1 protein-coding gene is annotated in these 19,576 nt (G+C 75.8%); it reads left to right on the forward strand.

Annotated features, from left to right (window positions below; all coding sequences use genetic code 11):
- The first annotated feature begins 59 nt into the window (after positions 1–59).
- Entirely contained in the window at positions 60–19,490 is a 19,431-nt protein-coding gene (locus IEZ00_RS31965; protein ID WP_189227100.1) for an SDR family NAD(P)-dependent oxidoreductase, read from the forward strand.
- The last annotated feature ends 86 nt before the right edge of the window (positions 19,491–19,576 follow it).

A 19,576-nucleotide genomic window follows, 5' to 3' on the forward strand; every position in this document is an offset into this window, starting at 1 on the left:
CCGCCAGCACCGCGAAGTCCACTTGGGACTCCTCTGCGGAGTCGTCTGCGGAGTCCGAAGTGGACGACGCCATCGCCATCGTCGGCCTCGCCGCGCGGTACGGGGACGCGGAGAGCCCGCAGCGGCTGTGGGACCACCTCGTCGCGGGCTCCGACCTCGTCGAGCCGGTCACCCGCTGGCCCCTGGCCCCGGACATCTCCTGCCGCACCGGCGGCTTCCTGCGCGGCATCGACCTGTTCGACCCGGCGTTCTTCGGCATCTCAGGCGTCGAGGCCACCGCGATGGACCCGCAGCAGCGGATCTTCCTCGAACAGTGCTGGAACGCGCTGGAGGACGCGGGCTACACCGGTGAGCGCCGCCGCGCGGGCCGCGTCGGCGTGTACGTCGGCTGCTACGCCGGGGACTACGGGGAGCACCTGGACGCGGCGACGGCGCCCGCGCAGGCGCTGTGGGGCACGATGGGCTCGGTCGTCGCGTCCCGCATCGCCTACCTGCTCGACTTCACCGGTCCCGCGCTGACCGTGGACACCTCCTGCTCCAGCTCGCTCGTGGCGATCGACCTGGCGTGCCGGGACCTGCGGGCGGGCACCGCCGACCTGGCCATCGCAGGCGGCGTGTTCGTGCAAACCACGCCGAGGCTCTACACCTCCGCCACCCGCGCCGGGATGCTCTCGCCGTCGGGCCGGTGCCGCAGCTTCGACGCGGGCGCCGACGGGTTCGTCCCCGGCGAGGGCGCGGGCGCGCTGGTGCTCAAGCGGCTCGCCGACGCCGAACGGGACGGCGACCACGTCTACGCCCTCGTGCGCGCCTCGGGCGTCAACCAGGACGGCACGACGAACGGGATCACCGCGCCGAGCGCGGCGTCCCAGGAACGCCTGCTGCGCGAGGTGCACTCCGGCCTCGGCCCCGGTGGTGTCCAGCTCGTGGAGGCGCACGGCACCGGCACGCAGCTGGGCGACCCGGTCGAGTTCCGCGCGCTGTCCCGCGTGTTCGCGGACGCCGCCCCCGGCAGCGTCGCGCTCGGCTCGATCAAGACCAACATCGGGCACACCCAGTTCGCCGCCGGGGTGGCGGGCGTGCTCAAGGCGGTCCTCGCCCTGCGGCACCGGACGGTGCCCGCGTCCCTGCACTTCGACGCGGCGAACCCGCGGATCGCGCTGGCGGGCAGCCCGTTCACGGTGCCGACGGCGACGACCGACTGGCCCGCGCCGCGACAGGGGCCGCGACGCGCGGCGGTCAGCTCCTTCGGCGCCAGCGGGACCAACGCGCACCTCGTGCTGGAGGAGTACCAGCGGCCACCGGCGGCCGACGTGCCGGGGGAGCAGGCGTTCCTGTTGTCCGCGCGGTCGCCGGAGGCCCTGCGCCAGGTGGCCGAACGGCTCGTCGCCCACCTGGACCGGGAGCCGGGGCTGTCCTCGGCCGAAGTGGCCTACACCCTCGCGGCCGGGCGCGCGCCCCTGCCGCACCGGCTCGCCGTCGTGGCCGAGGACACCGCCGCGCTCGCCGGGCACCTGCGGGCCTGGCTGTCCGGCGCGGACAGCCGGGTGCTCACCGGCGAGGTGCCCGCCGACGCGCGGCCGGACCCGGCCGCCCGGCCCGCGACGGCCCGTGAGCTGGCCACGGCGTTCGTGCGCGGCGCGGTGGAACGGCTCGCCGACGCCTTCCCCGCCGGCGCGCGGCGCGTCGTGCCGCTGCCGACCTACCCGTACGAGCGGCAGCGCTACTGGCCCGCGAAGACCGCACCCGCGTACCGCGTCCGGCTCACCGGGGAGGAGTTCTTCCTGGCCGACCACCACGTCGACGGGCGGTCGGTGCTGCCCGCCGTGCTGACGCTGGAGTTCGCGCGGCGCGCGGTGACCTCCGGCGCGTTCACCCCGGTCGGGGTGCGCGACCTCGTGTGGACCGCGCCGTTCCCGGTGGGCGCCGAGGGCGCGGACCTGTCGGTCGAGCGCGACGGCGACGCCTTCCACGTGCGGCGCGACGGGGCGGAGGTGCACGCGCGCGGGCGCTACGCCGAAGCCGAACCCGCCGCTGCGGTGCCGGTGGACGCGGTGCGCGAGCGCTGCCGCGTCCGGACGCTGACCGCCGAGCAGTGCCGGGAGGCCCTCGACGCGGTGGGCATCCGCCACGGCGACCGGCTGCGAGCGCTGGACGGGCTCGCCGTCGGCGACGGCGAGGTGCTGGCGCGGCTCGTCCTGCCCGCCGGGGCGCACGACCCCGACCTGGTCGTGCACCCGGCGCTGCTGGACAGCGCCGTGCAGGCGGTCGTCGGCCTGTTCGGCGACGAGACCGGGGCGCTGGCCGAGCGCGGTGGCCGCCCCGCCGTGCCGTTCGCGGTCGACGCGGTCGACGTCCTCGCGCCCACCTCGGGGGCGATGTGGGCGCACGTCCGGCGGGCGGCCGACGGCGGCGAGGTGACCACCGTCGACGTCGACGTGTGCGACGACGACGGCCGGGTCGCGGTGCGCCTGCGCGGGCTGGCCTTCCGCCGGGTGGCGGAGTCCCGGCCGGTCCGCACGGCGCTGCTCGCGCCGGTGTGGGACGCGCTGCCGGGCGATGTCGAGGTCGAGCGCGCCACGGGCACCAGGGTGGTCCTCGCGGGCGGCGCCCAGGACGAGCGGGACGCGTTCCTGACCCGGTTCCCCGACGCCGTCCTGCTCGGCGAGGACCGGGCCGAGGACCTGCCCGCCGAGGTGGACCACGTGTTCTGGCTCGCGCCCGCGACCGGGGGAGCCCACGGCGCCCTCACCGTCTTCCGGTGGGTCAAGGCGCTGCTGGCCCGCGGCGCGGACGGCCGCGAGGTGGGGTTCACGGCGATCACCCGGCAGGCGTGCCGGGTGCCCGGCGACCGGTCCGTCGACGCCACCCACGCGGGCGTGCACGGCCTGCTCGGCTCGGTCGCGAAGGAGTACCCGCACTGGCGGGTGCGGGTCGTCGACATCGCCGCGGACGAGCCCGTGCCGTGGGAGGCGGTGCTGAACCCGCCCGCCGGGTCGCACGGCGTGGTCACCGCCCGGCGGCACGGCGAGTGGTACCGGCAGCGGCTGCTGGAGGTCGCCGACGCGCACCAGCCCGCCGCGCCGAAGGCCCCCGGCGGCGTCGTCGTCGCCATCGGCGGCGCGGGCGGCATCGGCACCGCGTGGACCGAGCACCTGCTGCGCCGCCACGGCACGCAGGTGGTGTGGATCGGGCGCAGGCCGCTGGACGCGGAGATCACCGCGAACCAGGAGCGCCTGGCGGCACTGGGGCCGAAGCCGGACTACGTGCGCGCCGACGCGACCGACGTGGCCGACCTGCGCCGGGCGTGCGCGGAGATCGTGCGGCGCCACGGACCCGTGCACGGCGTGCTGCACACCGCCATCGTGCTGGGCGACCAGAGCGTGGCGCGGATGGACGAGCAGCGGTTCCGCGCGACCTACGCGGCCAAGGCGGACGTGGCGGTCAACCTGGCCGAGGTCTTCGCCGACCAGCCCCTGGAGTTCGTCGCGTTCTTCTCCTCGATGCAGGCCTTCTTCACCGCGCCCGGCCAGGCCAACTACGCGGCGGGCTGCGCCTTCGCCGACGCCTTCGCCGACCGGCTCGCCCAGCGGCTGGCCTGCCCGGTGAAGGTGATGAACTGGGGCTACTGGGGCGGCGTCGGCGTCGTGGCCCAGGACGGCTACCGGCGGCGGATGGCGAGCCTGGGCCTCGGCTCGATCGAGCCGGACGAGGGCATGGCCGCGTTCGACCGGCTGCTGAGCTCCGGGTTCGACCGGCTGGCGCTGCTGAAGGCGGCCGACGCCCGCAGCATCGCCGCCTTCTACGAGGGCAGCGCGCTCACCGCGCTGCCCGCCGGTCCGGTCTCGCCGGTGGCGGCGCTGCGCGCGGCACGGCCCGACCGGAGCACCGAGGTCGAGCGCGTCCGCGCCGCCGCGGACGGGCACGGGCGGTCGATGGAACCCGCGCTCGTCCGGATCACCTGGGCGCTGCTGCGCGACCTCGGCCTGTTCACCCCCGGTCGCGCGGGCACCGTCGCGGACTGGCTCGCGGCGGGCGGGATCGAGCCCCGCTACGAGCGCTGGCTCGACCACACCCTGACCGTGTTCGCCCGCGCGGGCCTGCTGCGCGAGGCGGACGGCGGCCGGTACGAGGCCGTCGACGCGCGGCCGGTGGACCTCGACGCCGCGTGGCGCCGCTGGGACCTCGACCGGGCGCCGTGGCTGGACAGCGACGGCAAGCGCCCCCAGGCGGTGCTGGTCGACACGACGCTGCGCGCGCTCACCGACGTCCTCACCGGACGCCGCCCCGCGACCGACGTCATGTTCCCGAAGTCCTCGCTGCACCTGGTCGAAGCCGTCTACCGGAACAACCCGGTCGCCGACTTCTTCAACGAGGTGCTCGCGGACGCGCTCGTCGAGCACGTGCGCGCCAGGGTGGCCGAGGACCCCGGCGTCCGGCTGCGCATCCTGGAGATCGGCGCGGGCACCGGGGGGACCAGCGCGGTGGTGTTCCGCAGGCTCGCGCCGTGGCGGGAGCACGTCGAGACCTACTGCTACACCGACCTGTCCAAGGCGTTCCTGCTGCACGCGCGCCGCGCCTACGGCGACATCGCGCCCTACCTCGACCCCCGCATCCTCGACGTCGAGAAGCCCCTGGCGGGCCAGTCCGTCGAGATCGGCGGCTTCGACGTGGTGATCGCGACGAACGTGCTGCACGCGACGCGCAACATCCGCACGACGCTGGCGAACACCAAGGCGGCCCTGCGCGCGAACGGCGTGCTGCTGCTCAACGAGCTCAGCGACAACGTGTTCTTCAGCCACCTCACCTTCGGCCTGCTCGACGGCTGGTGGCGCTACGACGACCCGGCGCTGCGCATCCCCGGCTCGCCCGGCCTGACCCCGCGGAACTGGCTGCGGGCGCTGGCGGAGACCGGTTTCCGGCCCGCGTTCGTCGCCGCCGAGGGCGCCGACGACCTCGGGCAGCAGGTGTTCGTCGCGGAGAGCGACGGCGTCGTGCGGCAGCCGGTCCCGGCAGGCGGTCCGGCTTTCCCGCCGGTGACCCCCGAGCCCGCTCCCGCGCGGGCGGGCACCGCGCGGCCCGCGGCGGGCACCGCGCAGGCCGTGCGCGGGACCGGGGCCGCCGCGCCGGGAGGCGACCGGGAGGCCGAGCTGCTGGAGCGGGCGCGCGACCACTTCCGCGCCCTCGTCGCGGACGTGCTCCAGCTGCCGGTGTCGTCGGTGCGCGCCGACGTGACCTTCGACCGCTACGGGATCGACTCGATCCTCGTGGTCCAGCTGACCGAGGCGGTGCGCGAGGTGTTCGACGACGTCGGCAGCACGCTGTTCTTCGAGGTGCGCACGGTCGACGGGCTTGCCCGCCACTTCGCCCGCACCCGGCCCGAGGCGCTGGCCGCCCTCGTCGGCCTGGACGAGCCGGAGCAGGCCCCCGCGCCCGCTCCGGAAGCCACTCCGGCTCCCGCGCGGGTGGCACCGGTCCCGGCTCCGACGGCCGCCGGAGCGCGGGACGTCCCGGACGAGGACATGCCGATCGCCGTGATCGGCATGTCCGGGCGCTACCCCGGCGCGCGCGATCTCGACCAGTTCTGGGCCAACCTGCTCGCCGGGACCGACTGCGTCACCGAGGTGCCCGCCGACCGGTGGGACCACGACCGCTACTACGACCCGCGGCGCGGCGTCCCCGGCAAGACCTACGCCAAGTGGGGCGGCTTCCTCGATGGCGTCGACGAGTTCGACCCGCTGTTCTTCGGCATCTCACCGGCCGCCGCGGCCACGATGGACCCGCAGGAGCGGCTGTTCCTGCAGTCCGCGTACGAGGCGCTCCAGGACGCCGGGTACACGCGCGACGCGCTGCGCGCCGCGGCCAGGGCGCGGGTGGGCGAGGACGCGGGCGACATCGGGGTGTTCGCCGGAGCGATGTACAGCGAGTACCAGCTGTACGGCGCGGAGCAGGGCGTGCGCGGGCAACCGGTCGTCGTGCCGGGCAGCCTCGCGTCGATCGCCAACCGCGTCTCGTACTTCTTCGACGCCAGCGGCCCGAGCATCACCGTGGACACCATGTGCGCCGCGGCGCTCACCGCCATCCACCTCGCGTGCGCCGCGCTGCGGCGCGGCGAGTGCGGTGTGGCGCTGGCCGGAGCGGTCAACCTGTCGCTGCACCCGAGCAAGTACCTGATGATCGGGCAGACCCAGTTCGCCTCCAGCGACGGCCGCTGCCGCAGCTTCGGCGCGGGCGGCGACGGCTACGTGCCCGGCGAGGGCGTCGGCGCCGTGCTGCTGCGCCCGCTGGCCGACGCCGAGGCCGACGGCGACCGCATCCTCGGCGTCATCCGGGGCAGCGCGGTCAACCACGGCGGCCGCACCCACGGGTTCACCGTGCCGAACCCGAAGGCGCAGAGCGCGGTGATCCGGCAGGTCTACCGCAAGTCAGGGGTCGACCCGAGGCGGATCGGCTACGTCGAGGCGCACGGCACCGGCACCCCGCTCGGCGACCCGATCGAGATCGCCGGGCTGACCGCGGCGTTCGCCGAGTTCACCGACGACCGGGGCTTCTGCGCGATCGGCTCGGCCAAGTCCGCCATCGGCCACCTCGAAGCGGCGGCCGGGATGGCGGGCCTGAGCAAGCTGCTGCTGCAGATGCGGCACGGCACCTTCGCGCCGTCGTTGCACGCCGAGCGCGTCAACCCGGAGATCGACTTCAGCGGCACGCCGTTCGTGCTGCAGCGCGAGGCCGCGCCGTGGCCGCGGACCGGGGGCGCCCCGAGGGTCGGGGTGGTCTCCGCGTTCGGCGCGGGCGGTGCCAACGCCCACCTTCTCGTGGAGGAGTACATCGTGCCCGACCGCACCCAGGGACCGGCCGCGGCGCAGGCCGTGGTGCTGTCCGCGCTGGACGAGCAGCGGCTGCGCGAGTCCGCGCGGCGGCTGCGCGACGAACTGCGCGGCGGCTCGTGGAGCGACGCCGACCTCGCCGACATCGCCTACACCCTCCAGGTCGGCCGCGAGCCGATGACCGCGCGGTTCGCCACGGTGGCGGGCGACCTCGCGACCCTGGACGCCGCGCTGGACGCCTACCTGCGCGGCGGCGAACTGCCCCCGGACACCTTCGTGCGCCACGGCGGTGAGCCCTCGGGCGCGCTCGCCGCGCTCGCGGCCGACGACGACTTCCGGGAGACCCTGGACCGCTGGATCGCGCGCGGCAAGCTGGCCTCGCTCGCCGAGGTGTGGGTGGGCGGTGTCGCGGTGGACTGGGCGCGCCTGCACACCGGCAGCCCGCGCCCGCGCCGCGTCGGCCTGCCGACCTACCCGTTCGCCCGCGAACGCCACTGGTACACCGACGTCCTGCCGAAGGGCACCGCGCCCAGGGAGACCGCGTCTGGGGAGACCGCGCCGCCGCGTGCGGTGGAGCCCGCGCCGGGAGTGGCGGTGCCCCGCCGGGATGAGTCCGCTGCCCCGGCCCCCGCGCCCGTCGACGAGCTGCCCGTCGACGAACTGCCCGCCGGTGACCTCGCGGTGATCCCGGTGTGGGAGCCGGAACGACCGGCGGCCGACCCGGTGGGCGGCCGGGTGCTCGCGATCGGGCTGTTCGGCACCGAGGTCACCGCGATCCGCGAGTCCGGGGCCGAGGTGTCCACCTGGAACGGCGAGGCGGTGAGCGCCGAGCAGGTGCGCGCCGAGCTGGAGGCGCTGGGCCGGGTCGACCGGGCCGTGCTGCGGGTGCCGACGCGCGTCGGCGGTGACGCGGCCGCGCGCATCGCCGAACACCGCGCCGCGACCCGCCGCCTGCTCCACCTCCTCAACGCGCTGCAGGCGGCGCACGGCGACGGGGAGTTCGAGCTGACGCTGCTCACCCGCGGCGCCTTCGACCCGGCGGGCAGCCCCGCCGACCCGGCGCAGGCGAGCCTGCACGGCCTGCTCGGCGGCCTGGCCAAGGAGCAGCCGCGCTGGCGGGTGCGGGCCGTCGACGTGGCGGGCGACGAGCCGTTCCGGCCCGCGGAGGTGTTCGGGCTGCCCGCCGACCGGCGCGCGCACCCGGTCCTGCGCGCGGGCGGCCAGTGGCTGCGCCGCAGGCTGCTGCCGGTCGAGCTGGCCGCGCCCGAGCGGTCCGCGTTCCGCCGGGGCGGGGTGTACGTGCTCGTCGGCGGCGCCGGGGATCTCGGCGTCGTGCTCAGCGACCACCTGGCGCGCACCCACGGCGCCCGACTGGTCTGGGTCGGCCGCCGGGCCGAGGACGACGCGATCCGCGCCCGCCGGGCCGGGATCGCGGGCCCCGAACCGCTGTACCTGCGCGCCGACGCCGCCGACCCGGCGGCGCTGCGGTGGGTCCGCGACGAGGTGATCCGCCGGTACGGCCGGATCGACGGCGTGGTGCACCTGGCGATGACGTTCAGCCACACCCCGCTCGCGGAACTGGCGGAACGGGACCTCGAAGCGACGCTGAGGTCCAAAGTGGACCCCTGCGCGCACTTCGCGGACGTCTTCTCCGGTCTGGACCTCGACTTCGTGCTGCTGGTGTCGTCGCTGGTCAGCTTCATCCGCAATGCGAACCAGGCGCACTACGCCGCGGCCTGCGCCTACGTGGACGCGGCGGCGGCCGGTCTCGCCGAGGCGCTGGGCTGCCGGGTGAAGACGGTGAACTGGGGCTACTGGGGCAACGTCACCGACGACGTGCTGGCGGGCATGGCGGCGCTGGGCCTGGCGCCGATCGACCCCGCCACCGCGATGGCCGCGGTCGAGGCGCTGATCGCCGGACCGCTGGACCGGATCGGGTTCATGCGGCTGGCCCGGCCGCTGCCGGTGGAGGGCGTGCTCACCGGGGAGCGCGCCGCGGTGCTGCCCGTCGCCGACGCGGCCCCGGTCGAGCCGGTGGCGCTGCCGCTGCCCGCCGCGCTCGCGGCGTACCAGGCGGGTCCGGTGCCCGCCGAGATCGACGCGGCGCTGGCCCGCTGGGTCGCCGCCGAACTGCGCGAGGCGGGGTTCGGCGACCCGGCGGCGATCCGCGCGGGCGACCGGATCGCCGCCTGGATGCCGCCGACGCTGCGGGTGCTGACCGAGCACGGCCTGGTCGACGGCGCGGGCCGGTGGGCCGCGCCGGTGCCGGACGCGGCGGGCTGCCGGGCCGAGTGGCAGCGCTCGGCGCGGCGCTGGGCGGCCGCCAACCCCGACCTGCGCACGCCGCTGGCGCTGCTCGGCCGGACCGTGCCCGCGCTGCCCGCGGTGCTGCGCGGGGACGTCCTGGCCACCGACGTGCTGTTCCCGAACGGCTCGTTCGAGCAGGTGGAGGGGGTGTACCGGGACAACCGGGTGGCCGACCACCTCAACACCGTGCTGGCCGAGCACGTCGTCGGCTTCCTGCGGGCGCGGCGCGCGGCCGACCCCGGCGCGCCGCTGCGCGTCCTGGAGGTCGGCGCGGGCACCGGCGGCACCACGCGCGTGGTGCTCGACCGGATCGTCCGCGCCGGTCTGCCGGTCGCCGAGTACTGCTTCACCGACGTGTCGCGGGCGTTCCTGCACCGGGCCGAGGACACCTTCGGGGTCGACCACGACTTCCTCACCTACCGGGTGTTCGACGCCTCCGAGCCGCCGCACGGCCAGGGCCTGGACATCGGGGCCTTCGACGTGGTCATCGCGGCCAACGTGCTGCACGTCACGCCCGACGTGCGCGCGACGCTGCGCGGCGTCAAGGCGCTGCTGCGCCGCAACGGGCTGCTGGCGCTCAACGAGATCAGCGGCTTCTACCTGGTCAACCACCTGACGTTCGGGCTGCTGGACGGCTGGTGGGCGCACACCGACCCGCAGGTGCGCGTGCCGGGCAGCCCGGCGCTGTCCCCGGCGGGCTGGCGGGCCGTGCTGGAGCAGGAGGGCTTCGGGGGTGTCGCGTTCCCGGCGGCCGATGCGGAGCCGCTCGGGCAGCAGATCGTCGTCGCCCACAGCGACGGGGTGGCGCGCGGCCCCCGCGTGGCGGCGGAACCGCAGGCACCGGCGCGACCGGCGGTGCGCCCGACGCCGGTCGCGGAGCCCGAGCCGCAGGCCGTGCCGGTCGCGTCGATCGCCGCCGTGGTGCTCGACGTGCTCGCCGACGCGCTGCGGATGCCCGCGTCCGCGATCGACCCGTCCAGGGCGTTCGCCGACTACGGCCTGGACTCGATCGTCGGCGCGGGCTTCATCCAGCAGCTCAACGCGGCACTGGGCCTGGACCTGCTCACCACGGTGATCTTCGACCACCGCAGCGTCGACCTCCTGGCCGCGCACATCGCCGAGTGCCACCGGCCCACCCCGCCCGGTGCGCCCGCGCCCGAGGCCCCGGCGACGCAGGCTGTCGAGGCCCCGGCTGTCGAGGCCCCGGCTGTCGAGGCCCCGGCTGTCGAGGCCCCGGCTGTCGAGGCACCGGTCGCCATGACGGCCCCGGTCGCCGCGGTCGAGCCGGTCGCCGCGGCCGAGCCTGGGGGAGCGGGCGAGCCGATCGCGATCGTCGGCATCAGCGGCCGGTTCGCCCAGTCGCCCGACCTGGAGGCGTTCTGGCAGCACCTCGTCGACGGCGACGACCTGGTCGGCCCCATCGAGCGCTGGGACGTCTCCGGCCCCGAGTGGGCGGACGTGCCGTGCAAGCACGGCAGCTTCCTCGACGGCATCGACGAGTTCGACGCCCGCTTCTTCCGCATGTCCGGGCGCGAGGCCGCGCACACCGATCCGCAGCAGCGGCTGTTCCTCGAACAAGCGTGGATCGCGCTGGAGAACGCCGGTTACGTGGGGGCCTCCCTCGACGGCAAGCGCGCGGGCGTCTACGTCGGCTGCACCGGCGGCGACTACACCGCCTGGTTCGACGAGCGCCCGCCCGCGCAGGCGGCGTGGGGCAACGCCCCGTCGATCGTGCCCGCCAGGGTCGCCTACCACCTGAACCTGCGCGGGCCCGCGATCGCGGTCGACACGGCCTGCTCCAGCTCGCTGGTCGCGATCCACCTCGCCTGCCAGGGGCTGTGGAGCGGGGAGACCGACCTCGCGGTCGCGGGCGGGGTCGCCGTGCTGACCACGCCGCGCACCCACCTGACGGCCGGGCGCGCCGGGATGCTGTCGCCGACCGGCCGCTGCCACACCTTCGACGCGGCCGCCGACGGCTTCGTCCCCGGTGAGGGCGTCGGGGTGGTGGTGCTCAGGCGGCTGTCGGACGCGCTCGCCGACGGCGACCACGTCCACGCGGTGATCCGCGGCTCCGGCATCAACCAGGACGGCGCGACCAACGGGATCACCGCGCCCAGCGCGTCGTCGCAGGAGCGGCTGATCCGCGAGGTGCACGACCGCTTCGGCATCGACCCGGCCGAGATCGGCCTGCTGGAGGCGCACGGCACCGGCACCAAGCTCGGCGACCCGATCGAGACCGAGGCGCTGGTCCGCGCCTTCGGCGCGGCGGACGGTTCCAGGGGCTGCGCGCTCGGCTCGGTGAAGACGAACATCGGCCACACCATGTCGGCCGCGGGCGTGGCCGGGCTGCTCAAGATCGTCCTGTCGCTGCGGCACCGCGCGATACCGCCGTCGCTGCACTACCACCGGGCGAACCCGGCGATCCGGCTGGAGGGCAGCCCGTTCCGGGTCAACACCGAGCTGCGGCCGTGGGAGCCCAACGGCCGGGGCAGGCTGGTCGCCGCGACGAGCTCCTTCGGCTTCAGCGGCACCAACGCCCACCTGGTCGTCGAGGAGCCGCCCACGCGGGCGCCGCGGCACGACGACGGCCGCGAGCTGCTGTTCGTGCTGTCCGCGCCCCGGCCCGAGCCGCTGCGGCAGCTCGTCGCCGACTTGGCCGAGCACTTGGCCGCGACGCCGGAGGCGGTGCTCCGCGACGTCAGCTACACGCTCGCGCACGGGCGCGCCCACTTCGCCCAGCGCGTCGCCTTCGCCGCCGCCGACCGCGAAACCCTGATCAGCCGCCTGGAGAGGTGGCTGGCGGAGGGCACCACGCCCGCCCCGGCGGACGTCGAGCTGGAGCGGGTCCGGGCGCGGTGGTGCGACGGCGCGGAGCTGGACACGGCCGCGCTGTTCGCGGGCCGCGACGTGCGCCGCACCCCGCTGCCGACCTACCCGTTCCAGCGCCGCTCGGCCTGGGCGGGCGGCGCGACCCCGGACAGCCCGCTGCCCGCCGCCACCCGCTCCGCCGCGCCCACCGCGTCCACCGTCGAGCCCATCGCGGTCATCGGGATCGCCGCCCGGTTCGCCGACAGCCCGGACGCCGAGCGCCTGTGGGCGCACCTGGCCGCCGGGGACGACCTGGTCGGCGAGGTCACCCGCTGGCACCCGACCGGGAAGCTGGCGGCGAAGGCGGGCTTCCGGCAGGGCAGCTTCCTCGACGACCCGGCCCGCTTCGACGCGCTGTTCTTCAACGTGTCCGGTACCGAGGCGCTGTACACCGACCCGCAGCAGCGCGTCTTCCTGGAGGAGTGCTGGCACGCCCTGGAGGACGCGGGCTACGCGGGTGAGCGGCTCACCGACCGCTCGTGCGGGGTCTACGTCGGCGCCTACCCCGGCGACTACCACGAGCTGATCGGCGACGAGCGGCCGCCGCAGACCATGTGGGGCAACATGGCCTCGGTCATCGCCTCGCGGATCTCCTACCTGCTCGACCTGTCGGGCCCCGCGGTCGCGGTCGACTCGGCGTGCTCCAGCTCGCTGGTCGCGATCCACATGGCCTGTGACAGCCTGCGGCTGGGCACGGTGTCGATGGCGCTCGCGGGCGGTGTGTTCGTCCAGGCGACGCCGAGGCTCTACGAGTACTCGGCCACCGCGAAGATGCTCTCGCCGACCGGGCGGTGCCGCACCTTCGACGCGGCGGCGGACGGCATGGTGCCCGGTGAGGGCGCGGGCGTGCTGGTGCTGAAGCGGCTGAGCGACGCCGTGCGCGACGGCGACCACGTCTACGGCGTCATCAGCGGGTCCGGGGTGAACCAGGACGGCGCGACCAGCGGCATCACCGCGCCGAGCGCGCAGGCCCAGGAGGACCTGGTGCGCCAGGTCCACCGCGACGCCGGTGTGCGGCCCGGCGGGGTCCAGCTGGTGGAGGCGCACGGCACCGGCACCCCGCTCGGCGACCCGATCGAGTTCGGCGCACTGGCCAGGGCGTTCGCGGGCGCTCCCGAGGGCGGCTGCGCGCTGGGGTCGATCAAGACCAACATCGGGCACACCCAGTTCACCGCGGGTGTCGCGGGCGCGATCAAGGCGCTGCTGGCGCTGCACCACCGCCAGCTGCCGCCGTCGCTGCACTTCACCAGGGCCAACCCGGCGATCCCGCTGGAGGGCAGCCCGTTCTACGTCAACACCGAGCTGCGCGACTGGCCCGAGCCGCGGTCCGGGCCGCGTCGCGCCGGGGTCAGCTCGTTCGGGGCCAGCGGCACCAACGCGCACCTCGTCGTCGAGGAGGCGCCCGCCCCCGGAGGGGTGGCGCACCCGGCGCGCGACGAGTGGCTGGTCGTGCTGTCCGCGCAGGACGAGCGCGCACTGCGCACCCACGTGGAGCGCGTGCTCGCCCACGCCGAGGCGCACGAGGACCTCGACCTCGGCGACGTCGCCTTCACCCTGGCGACCGGCCGCCGCCACGAGAACCTGCGGTGGGCCTGCGTCGCGGCCGACCGGGCGCAGTGGGTCGACGCCATGCGGACGTGGCTGCGCGAGGGCCGCGCGGCGGCGGTCGTCACCGGCCGCGTGCCCGACGAGCGCCCCGAACCGGTCGCCGCGGCGGGCCTGGACCCGGTCGAGGCCGCGCGGCGGTACGTGCGCGGTGAGCTCTCCTCGCTGTCCGGCCTGTTCGCCGACGACGGGTTCCGCGTCGTGCCGCTGCCGGGCTACCCGTTCGGCGGTGAGCGCTACTGGATCACCACGCCGCCGGAGGTCACCGGCACCGCCCGCGAGGCGGCCGGGCCGTCGCCGCTGACCGTCCACAAGCGACCGGGGAGCGGGCGCTCCTACGCCGTCGAGCTGACCGGCGGCGAGTTCTTCCTCGACCACCACCGGGTTTCGGGGGTGCCGGTCCTGCCCGGCGTCGCCTACCTGGAACTGGCGCGGGCGGCGGCCGAGGCCGAGGGCTTGCCGAGGACCGGGGTGGTGCTGCGCAACGTCGTCTGGACCAGGCCCGCCCGGATCACCGCGCCGACGACCGCCGAGATCACCCTGGAGCCGCAGGACGGTGGCGGCTACGCCTACCGGATCGCGACGGCGGGCTCCGGCGAGCCGGTCATCCACGGCCAGGGCCGCGTCGAGCCGTCCGCCCCGGCCGCGCCGCCCCGGCTGGACATCGACGCGCTGCGCGCCCGCTGCACGCGCCGCACGCTCGACCGCGACGCCTGCTACGCGCTGTACGAGGGCACGGAGATGGGGCTGGGACCGGCGATGCGCGGCGTCGAGCGGCTCGACCTCGGCGAGGGGCTGATCGTCGCCCGCCTGCGCCGTCCCGCCGCGGCGGGCGGTGACGACCTCACCGTGCACCCCGCGATGCTCGACTCCGCGCTGCAGGCGACCCTCGGCCTGGCGCTGGCCGAAGGCGCGCAGGAGGTGTCCGCCGCGCTGCCGTTCGCGCTCACCGAGGTGCGCGTGCACGCCCCGACCCCGGCCACGGGCTGGGCGGTGATCCGCCCGTCGGCCAACGACCGCCCCGGCACGGTCCGGCGGCTGGACATCGACCTGTGCGACGAGGCGGGCGAGGTGTGCGTGCGCCTGCTCGGCTTCACCTTCCGGTCCCTCCCGGCGGGCGGCACCCCTGTCGCCGCGCCCGCCGGGCAGGCGCGGCCGGGTGCCCTCGTGCTGGCTCGGCCCGCCTGGCACCCGGTCGCGGCGGGCGCCGGGACCGGGGAGCACGCCCGGCACGAGGTGCTGCTCGCCGGTCTCGACGGCGTCGGCGCGGCCGAGGTCGCAGCCCGGCTCGGGGTGCCCTGCGCCGCGCTGCCGGGCGGCGGGGACCTCGCCACCGCGTTCACCCGGCAGGCCGAGGGGCTGCTCTCCCGCGTGCGGGACGCCGTCACCGCCGGTGGGCCGGGCCGGGTGCTGCTCCAGGTCGTCGTGCCCGACGGGGCCGAGCACCAGCCGCTCACCGGGCTCGCCGGGCTGCTGCGCACCGCGCGCCACGAGCACCCGAAGCTGGTCGCCCAGCTCGTCGTGGTGGCACCCGGCGCGGACGCCGACAGCGTGGTCGCGCGCCTGCGCCGGGAGGCGGCCTGCCCGGACGATGTGGTGACCAGGGAAGCGGACGGCCGCCGCGAGGTGGCGCGGTGGACCCCGCTGGCCCAGGCGCCCGAGGTGCGGCCGTGGCGGGACGGCGGCGTCTACCTGATCACCGGGGGCGCGGGCGGTCTGGGCCGGGTGTTCGCGCGGGAGATCGCGGGCAGCGTCGCCAATCCCGCGCTGGTGCTGTGCGGGCGCTCGGCCGACGAGCCGACCCGGCTGCTCGACGAGCTGCGCGCGGCGGGCGCGTCCGCGAGCTACCGGCGGCTGGACGTCGCGGACCGGGCGGCCGTCGAGCGGTGCGTCGCCGGCATCGTGGCCGAGCACGGCCGCCTGGACGGCGTCCTGCACGGCGCGGGCGTGCTGCGGGACGGCTACCTCGCCCGCAAGGACCCCGCCGACCTGCGGGCGGTCCTCGCCGCGAAGGTCACCGGCCTGGTCAACCTCGACGAGGCGACCGCCGGGCTGGACCTGGACTTCCTCATCGCCTTCTCCTCGCTGTCGGCCTCCGGCAACCCAGGGCAGGCCGACTACGCGGCGGCCAACGCCTTCCTGGACGGCTACGCGGTGCGGCGCGAAGCGCTGGTCGCCGCGGGACAGCGGCACGGGCGCACGCTCAGCGTCGGCTGGCCGCTGTGGGCCGACGGCGGGATGCGCGTCGACGCCGCGACCGAGCGGACCATGCGGGACACCGTCGGCGTGCTGCCCATGCCCGCGCAGGCGGGCGTGGAAGCCCTGTACCGCGCCTACGGCAGCGGCGAACCGCACGTCCTCGTGGTCTACGGCGACCGGGCGCGCATCGAGCGGACCCTGCTGGCCGCTCCGGAACCCGCCGCTCCCGCTCCGACCCCCGCTCCCACTCCCGTCACCGCTGTCGTCACCGATCCGGAGGTGCCCGCCGTGCCCGAAGCCGAAGCCCTGGTCGAACTGCTGGCCGACCGGGTGTCGCGCCTGCTCGACGTGCCCGCCGAGGAGATCGAGGGCGCGGTGGAGCTGAGCGAGTACGGGTTCGACTCGATCTCGCTGGTCGACTTCGTCGGCCTGCTCAACGACGAGTTCGGGCTGAACCTGGTGCCCACGCTGCTGATCGAGTACCCGACCCTGGACGGTCTGGCCGCCTACCTGCTGGACAACCACGGCGACACCTTCAGCACCACCCCGGCCGCCACCCCCGCCGCGCTGGCTGCCGAGCCCGAGCCTGCAGCGGCGCGACCGGTCGACGGCCCGTCGCCGAGGGCGGCGCTGCTGGCTGAGCTGGTGGAGCTGACCTCGTCGGTGCTGCGGCTGCCGGTCGAGCGGATCGAGGGCGGTCGCGAGCTGAGCAGGTACGGCGTGGACTCCCTGTCGCTGACCGAGCTGACCACGCGGGTCAACGCGCGGTTCGAACTGGAGCTGGACCCGACTCTGCTGTTCGAGCACCCCACGCTGAACGGGCTGGCGGACCACCTGCTGGAGCGGCACCCGGACCGGTTCGCCGCCCTGGTCGCCGCGTCAGCGCCGCAGCCGGAGGCGGAAGCGCCCGCCGCGCCGAGGACGACGACCACGCCGCCGCCGACCGGCCCCGAGCCGATCGCGGTGATCGGGATGAGCGGCCGGTTCCCCATGGCCGACGACATCGCCGGGTTCTGGCGCAACCTCGCCGAGGGCCGCGACTGCATCAGCGAGATCCCGGCCGACCGGTGGGACTGGCGGGAGTGCTACGGCGACCCGATCACCGAACCCAACACCAGCAACGTCAAGTGGGGCGGGTTCATCGACGGCGTAGGCGACTTCGACCCGCTGTTCTTCGACATCTCCCCGAGGGAAGCCGAGCTGATGGACCCGCAGCAGCGGCTCCTGCTGCTCTACGCCTGGAAGGCGCTGGAGGACGCGGGCTACTCGGCGGAATCCGTGGCGGGCAGCGACCTGGCCATCCTCGTCGGCACCGCCAGCACCGGCTACCCCACGATGGTCTCGAAGTACTCGCCGGTCGTGGAGCCCTACGACGCCACCGGGGCCGCGCCCTGCCTGGGCCCGAACCGGATGAGCTACTTCCTCGGCGTGCACGGCCCGAGCGAGCCGGTCGACACCGCGTGCTCCAGCGCGCTGATCGCCATCCACCGCGCGGTCGGCGTGCTGCGGGAGGGCACCTCCGAGATGGCCATCGTCGGCGGCGTCAACACGGTGATCAGCAAGGACCTGCACATCAGCATGAGCAAGGCGGGCATGCTGGCCGAGGACGGCCGGAGCAAGACCTTCTCCGACCGCGCGGACGGCTACGCGCGCGGCGAGGGCGTCGGGATGCTGGTGCTGAAGAGGCTGTCGGCGGCCGAGCGCGACGGCGACCACATCTACGGGCTGATCGTCGGCACCGCCGAGAACCACGGCGGCCGGGCGAACTCGCTCACCGCGCCGAACCCGAAGGCGCAGGCCGCGGTGATCCGGTCGGCCCACCGCGCCGCCGGGGTCGACCCGCGCACCGTCGGCTACGTCGAGGCGCACGGCACCGGCACCCGGCTCGGCGACCCGGTGGAGGTCAACGGTCTGAAGGAGGCCTTCCGCGACCTCTACGCCGACACGGGCGCGGAGGTGACCGGCGCGCACTGCGGCATCGGGTCGGTGAAGACCAACATCGGCCACCTGGAGGTCGCGGCGGGCGTGGCGGGCGTGATCAAGGTGCTCCTCCAGATGAAGCACCGCACGCTGGTGAAGAGCCTGCACTGCGACACGGTCAACCCGTACGTCAAGCTCGACGGGACGCCGTTCTTCCTGGTGCGGGACAAGCAGCCGTGGCCCGCGCCGGTCGACGGCGCGGGGGCCGAGCTGCCGCGCCGCGCCGGGGTGAGCTCCTTCGCCTTCGGCGGCGCGAACGCCCACGTCGTGCTCGAGGAGTACGTGCCGAAGCCGGTGGCGCAGACGCCGCCCGCGCGGCCGCTGCCCGTCGTGCTGTCCGCGAGCCACCCGGAGGTGCTGCGCACGCTGGTCGAGCACTGGGTCAACGCGCTGCGCGCGGGCACCTACCGCGACGCGGACCTGCCCTCGATCGCCTACACCACCCACGTCGGGCGGACGCCGATGACCGAGCGGCTGGGCTGCGTCGCGGGCACGGTCGCGGAGCTCGCGGCGGGGCTGGAGTCGTGGCTGCGGGGTGAGCCGGACGGCCGGGTCCTCACCGGCCGCGTCGCCCGCGACGAGGTGCCGCCCGCGCCCACGGGCGCGGACGCGGCGGACGTGCTGCGGGCGTGGGTGCGCGGCGCCGAGGTCGACTGGAGCCGGTGGCGGCCCGCCGCGCCGCGGCGCATCCCGCTGCCGACCTACCCGTTCCGGTTGAAGCGCTACTGGCTGGACACCAGCGCCCCGGTGGGCGAGGCGGCGAAGCCGCACCCGCTGGTGCACGCCAACACCTCGGACCTGAGCGGCCTGCGCTACACCGCGCGGTTCACCGGGCGCGAGCCGTTCCTGGCCGACCACCGGGTCCGCGGTGTGCCGGTGCTGCCCGGCGCGGCCTACCTGGAGATGGCCGTGGCCGCGGCCGCGCTGGCGGGCGGCGACCGGTCCTGGTCGATCACCGACGCCACCTGGAACCGCCCGCTCGCGGTCGAGGCGGCCACCGAGGTCCACATCGGACTGTCGGCGGAGACCTCCGGTGCGGTGTCCTACCAGGTGTTCACCACCGACGCGGAGGGCGAGCGGATCGTGCACGGGCGTGGCGCCCTGGCTCAGACGCCGCCGCAACCGCTGCCAAGGCAGGACATCCCCGGGTTGATCGGGCAGTGCGACGGCCGGGTCCTCGACGCGGAGCAGTGCTACGAGCGGTTCGCCGCCCTGGACCTGGCCTACGGTCCGGCACTGCGGGCGGTCCAGCGGGTGCACTGCGGTGAGCGCCTCGCGGTCGCCCGGCTGCGGCTGCCCTCGGCCGCCGCGGACGACCCGGCGTTCGTGCTCAACCCGAGCCTGCTCGACGCCGCGCTCCAGAGCACCCTCGGCCTCTTCGCCGGGGACGGCGCGGTCGCGGTCCCCGCCGCGGTGCCGCACGCCGTCGACGAGGTCCACGTGGCCCGGCCGCTGCCCGCGTCGGCCTGGGCAGTCGTCCGGTTCGGCGCGGGGGACGGCTCGACCGGCGAGTACGCGTTCGACATCGACGTGTGCGACGACGAAGGCGAGATCTGCGTGCGACTGCGCGGGTTCCGCGTCCGCGCCCTCGACGGCGCGCACCACGGCGCGGTGGCCGATCCCGACGACGAGTACCTGGCCAGGCTGGTCGAGGCCGCCGTCGACGGCGCGATCAGCCTGGACGACTTCGCACGGAGCCTGACGTGAGCCGCCGCGCCTGTCGCGCGGGAGAGGAGGACCGGTGAGAGCGGTGATCTTCCCCGGCCAGGGTGCCCAGGTCAAGGGCATGGGCC

It is taken from the genome of Saccharothrix coeruleofusca (assembly GCF_014648515.1).
In the GTDB taxonomy this organism is placed as follows: domain Bacteria; phylum Actinomycetota; class Actinomycetes; order Mycobacteriales; family Pseudonocardiaceae; genus Actinosynnema; species Actinosynnema coeruleofuscum.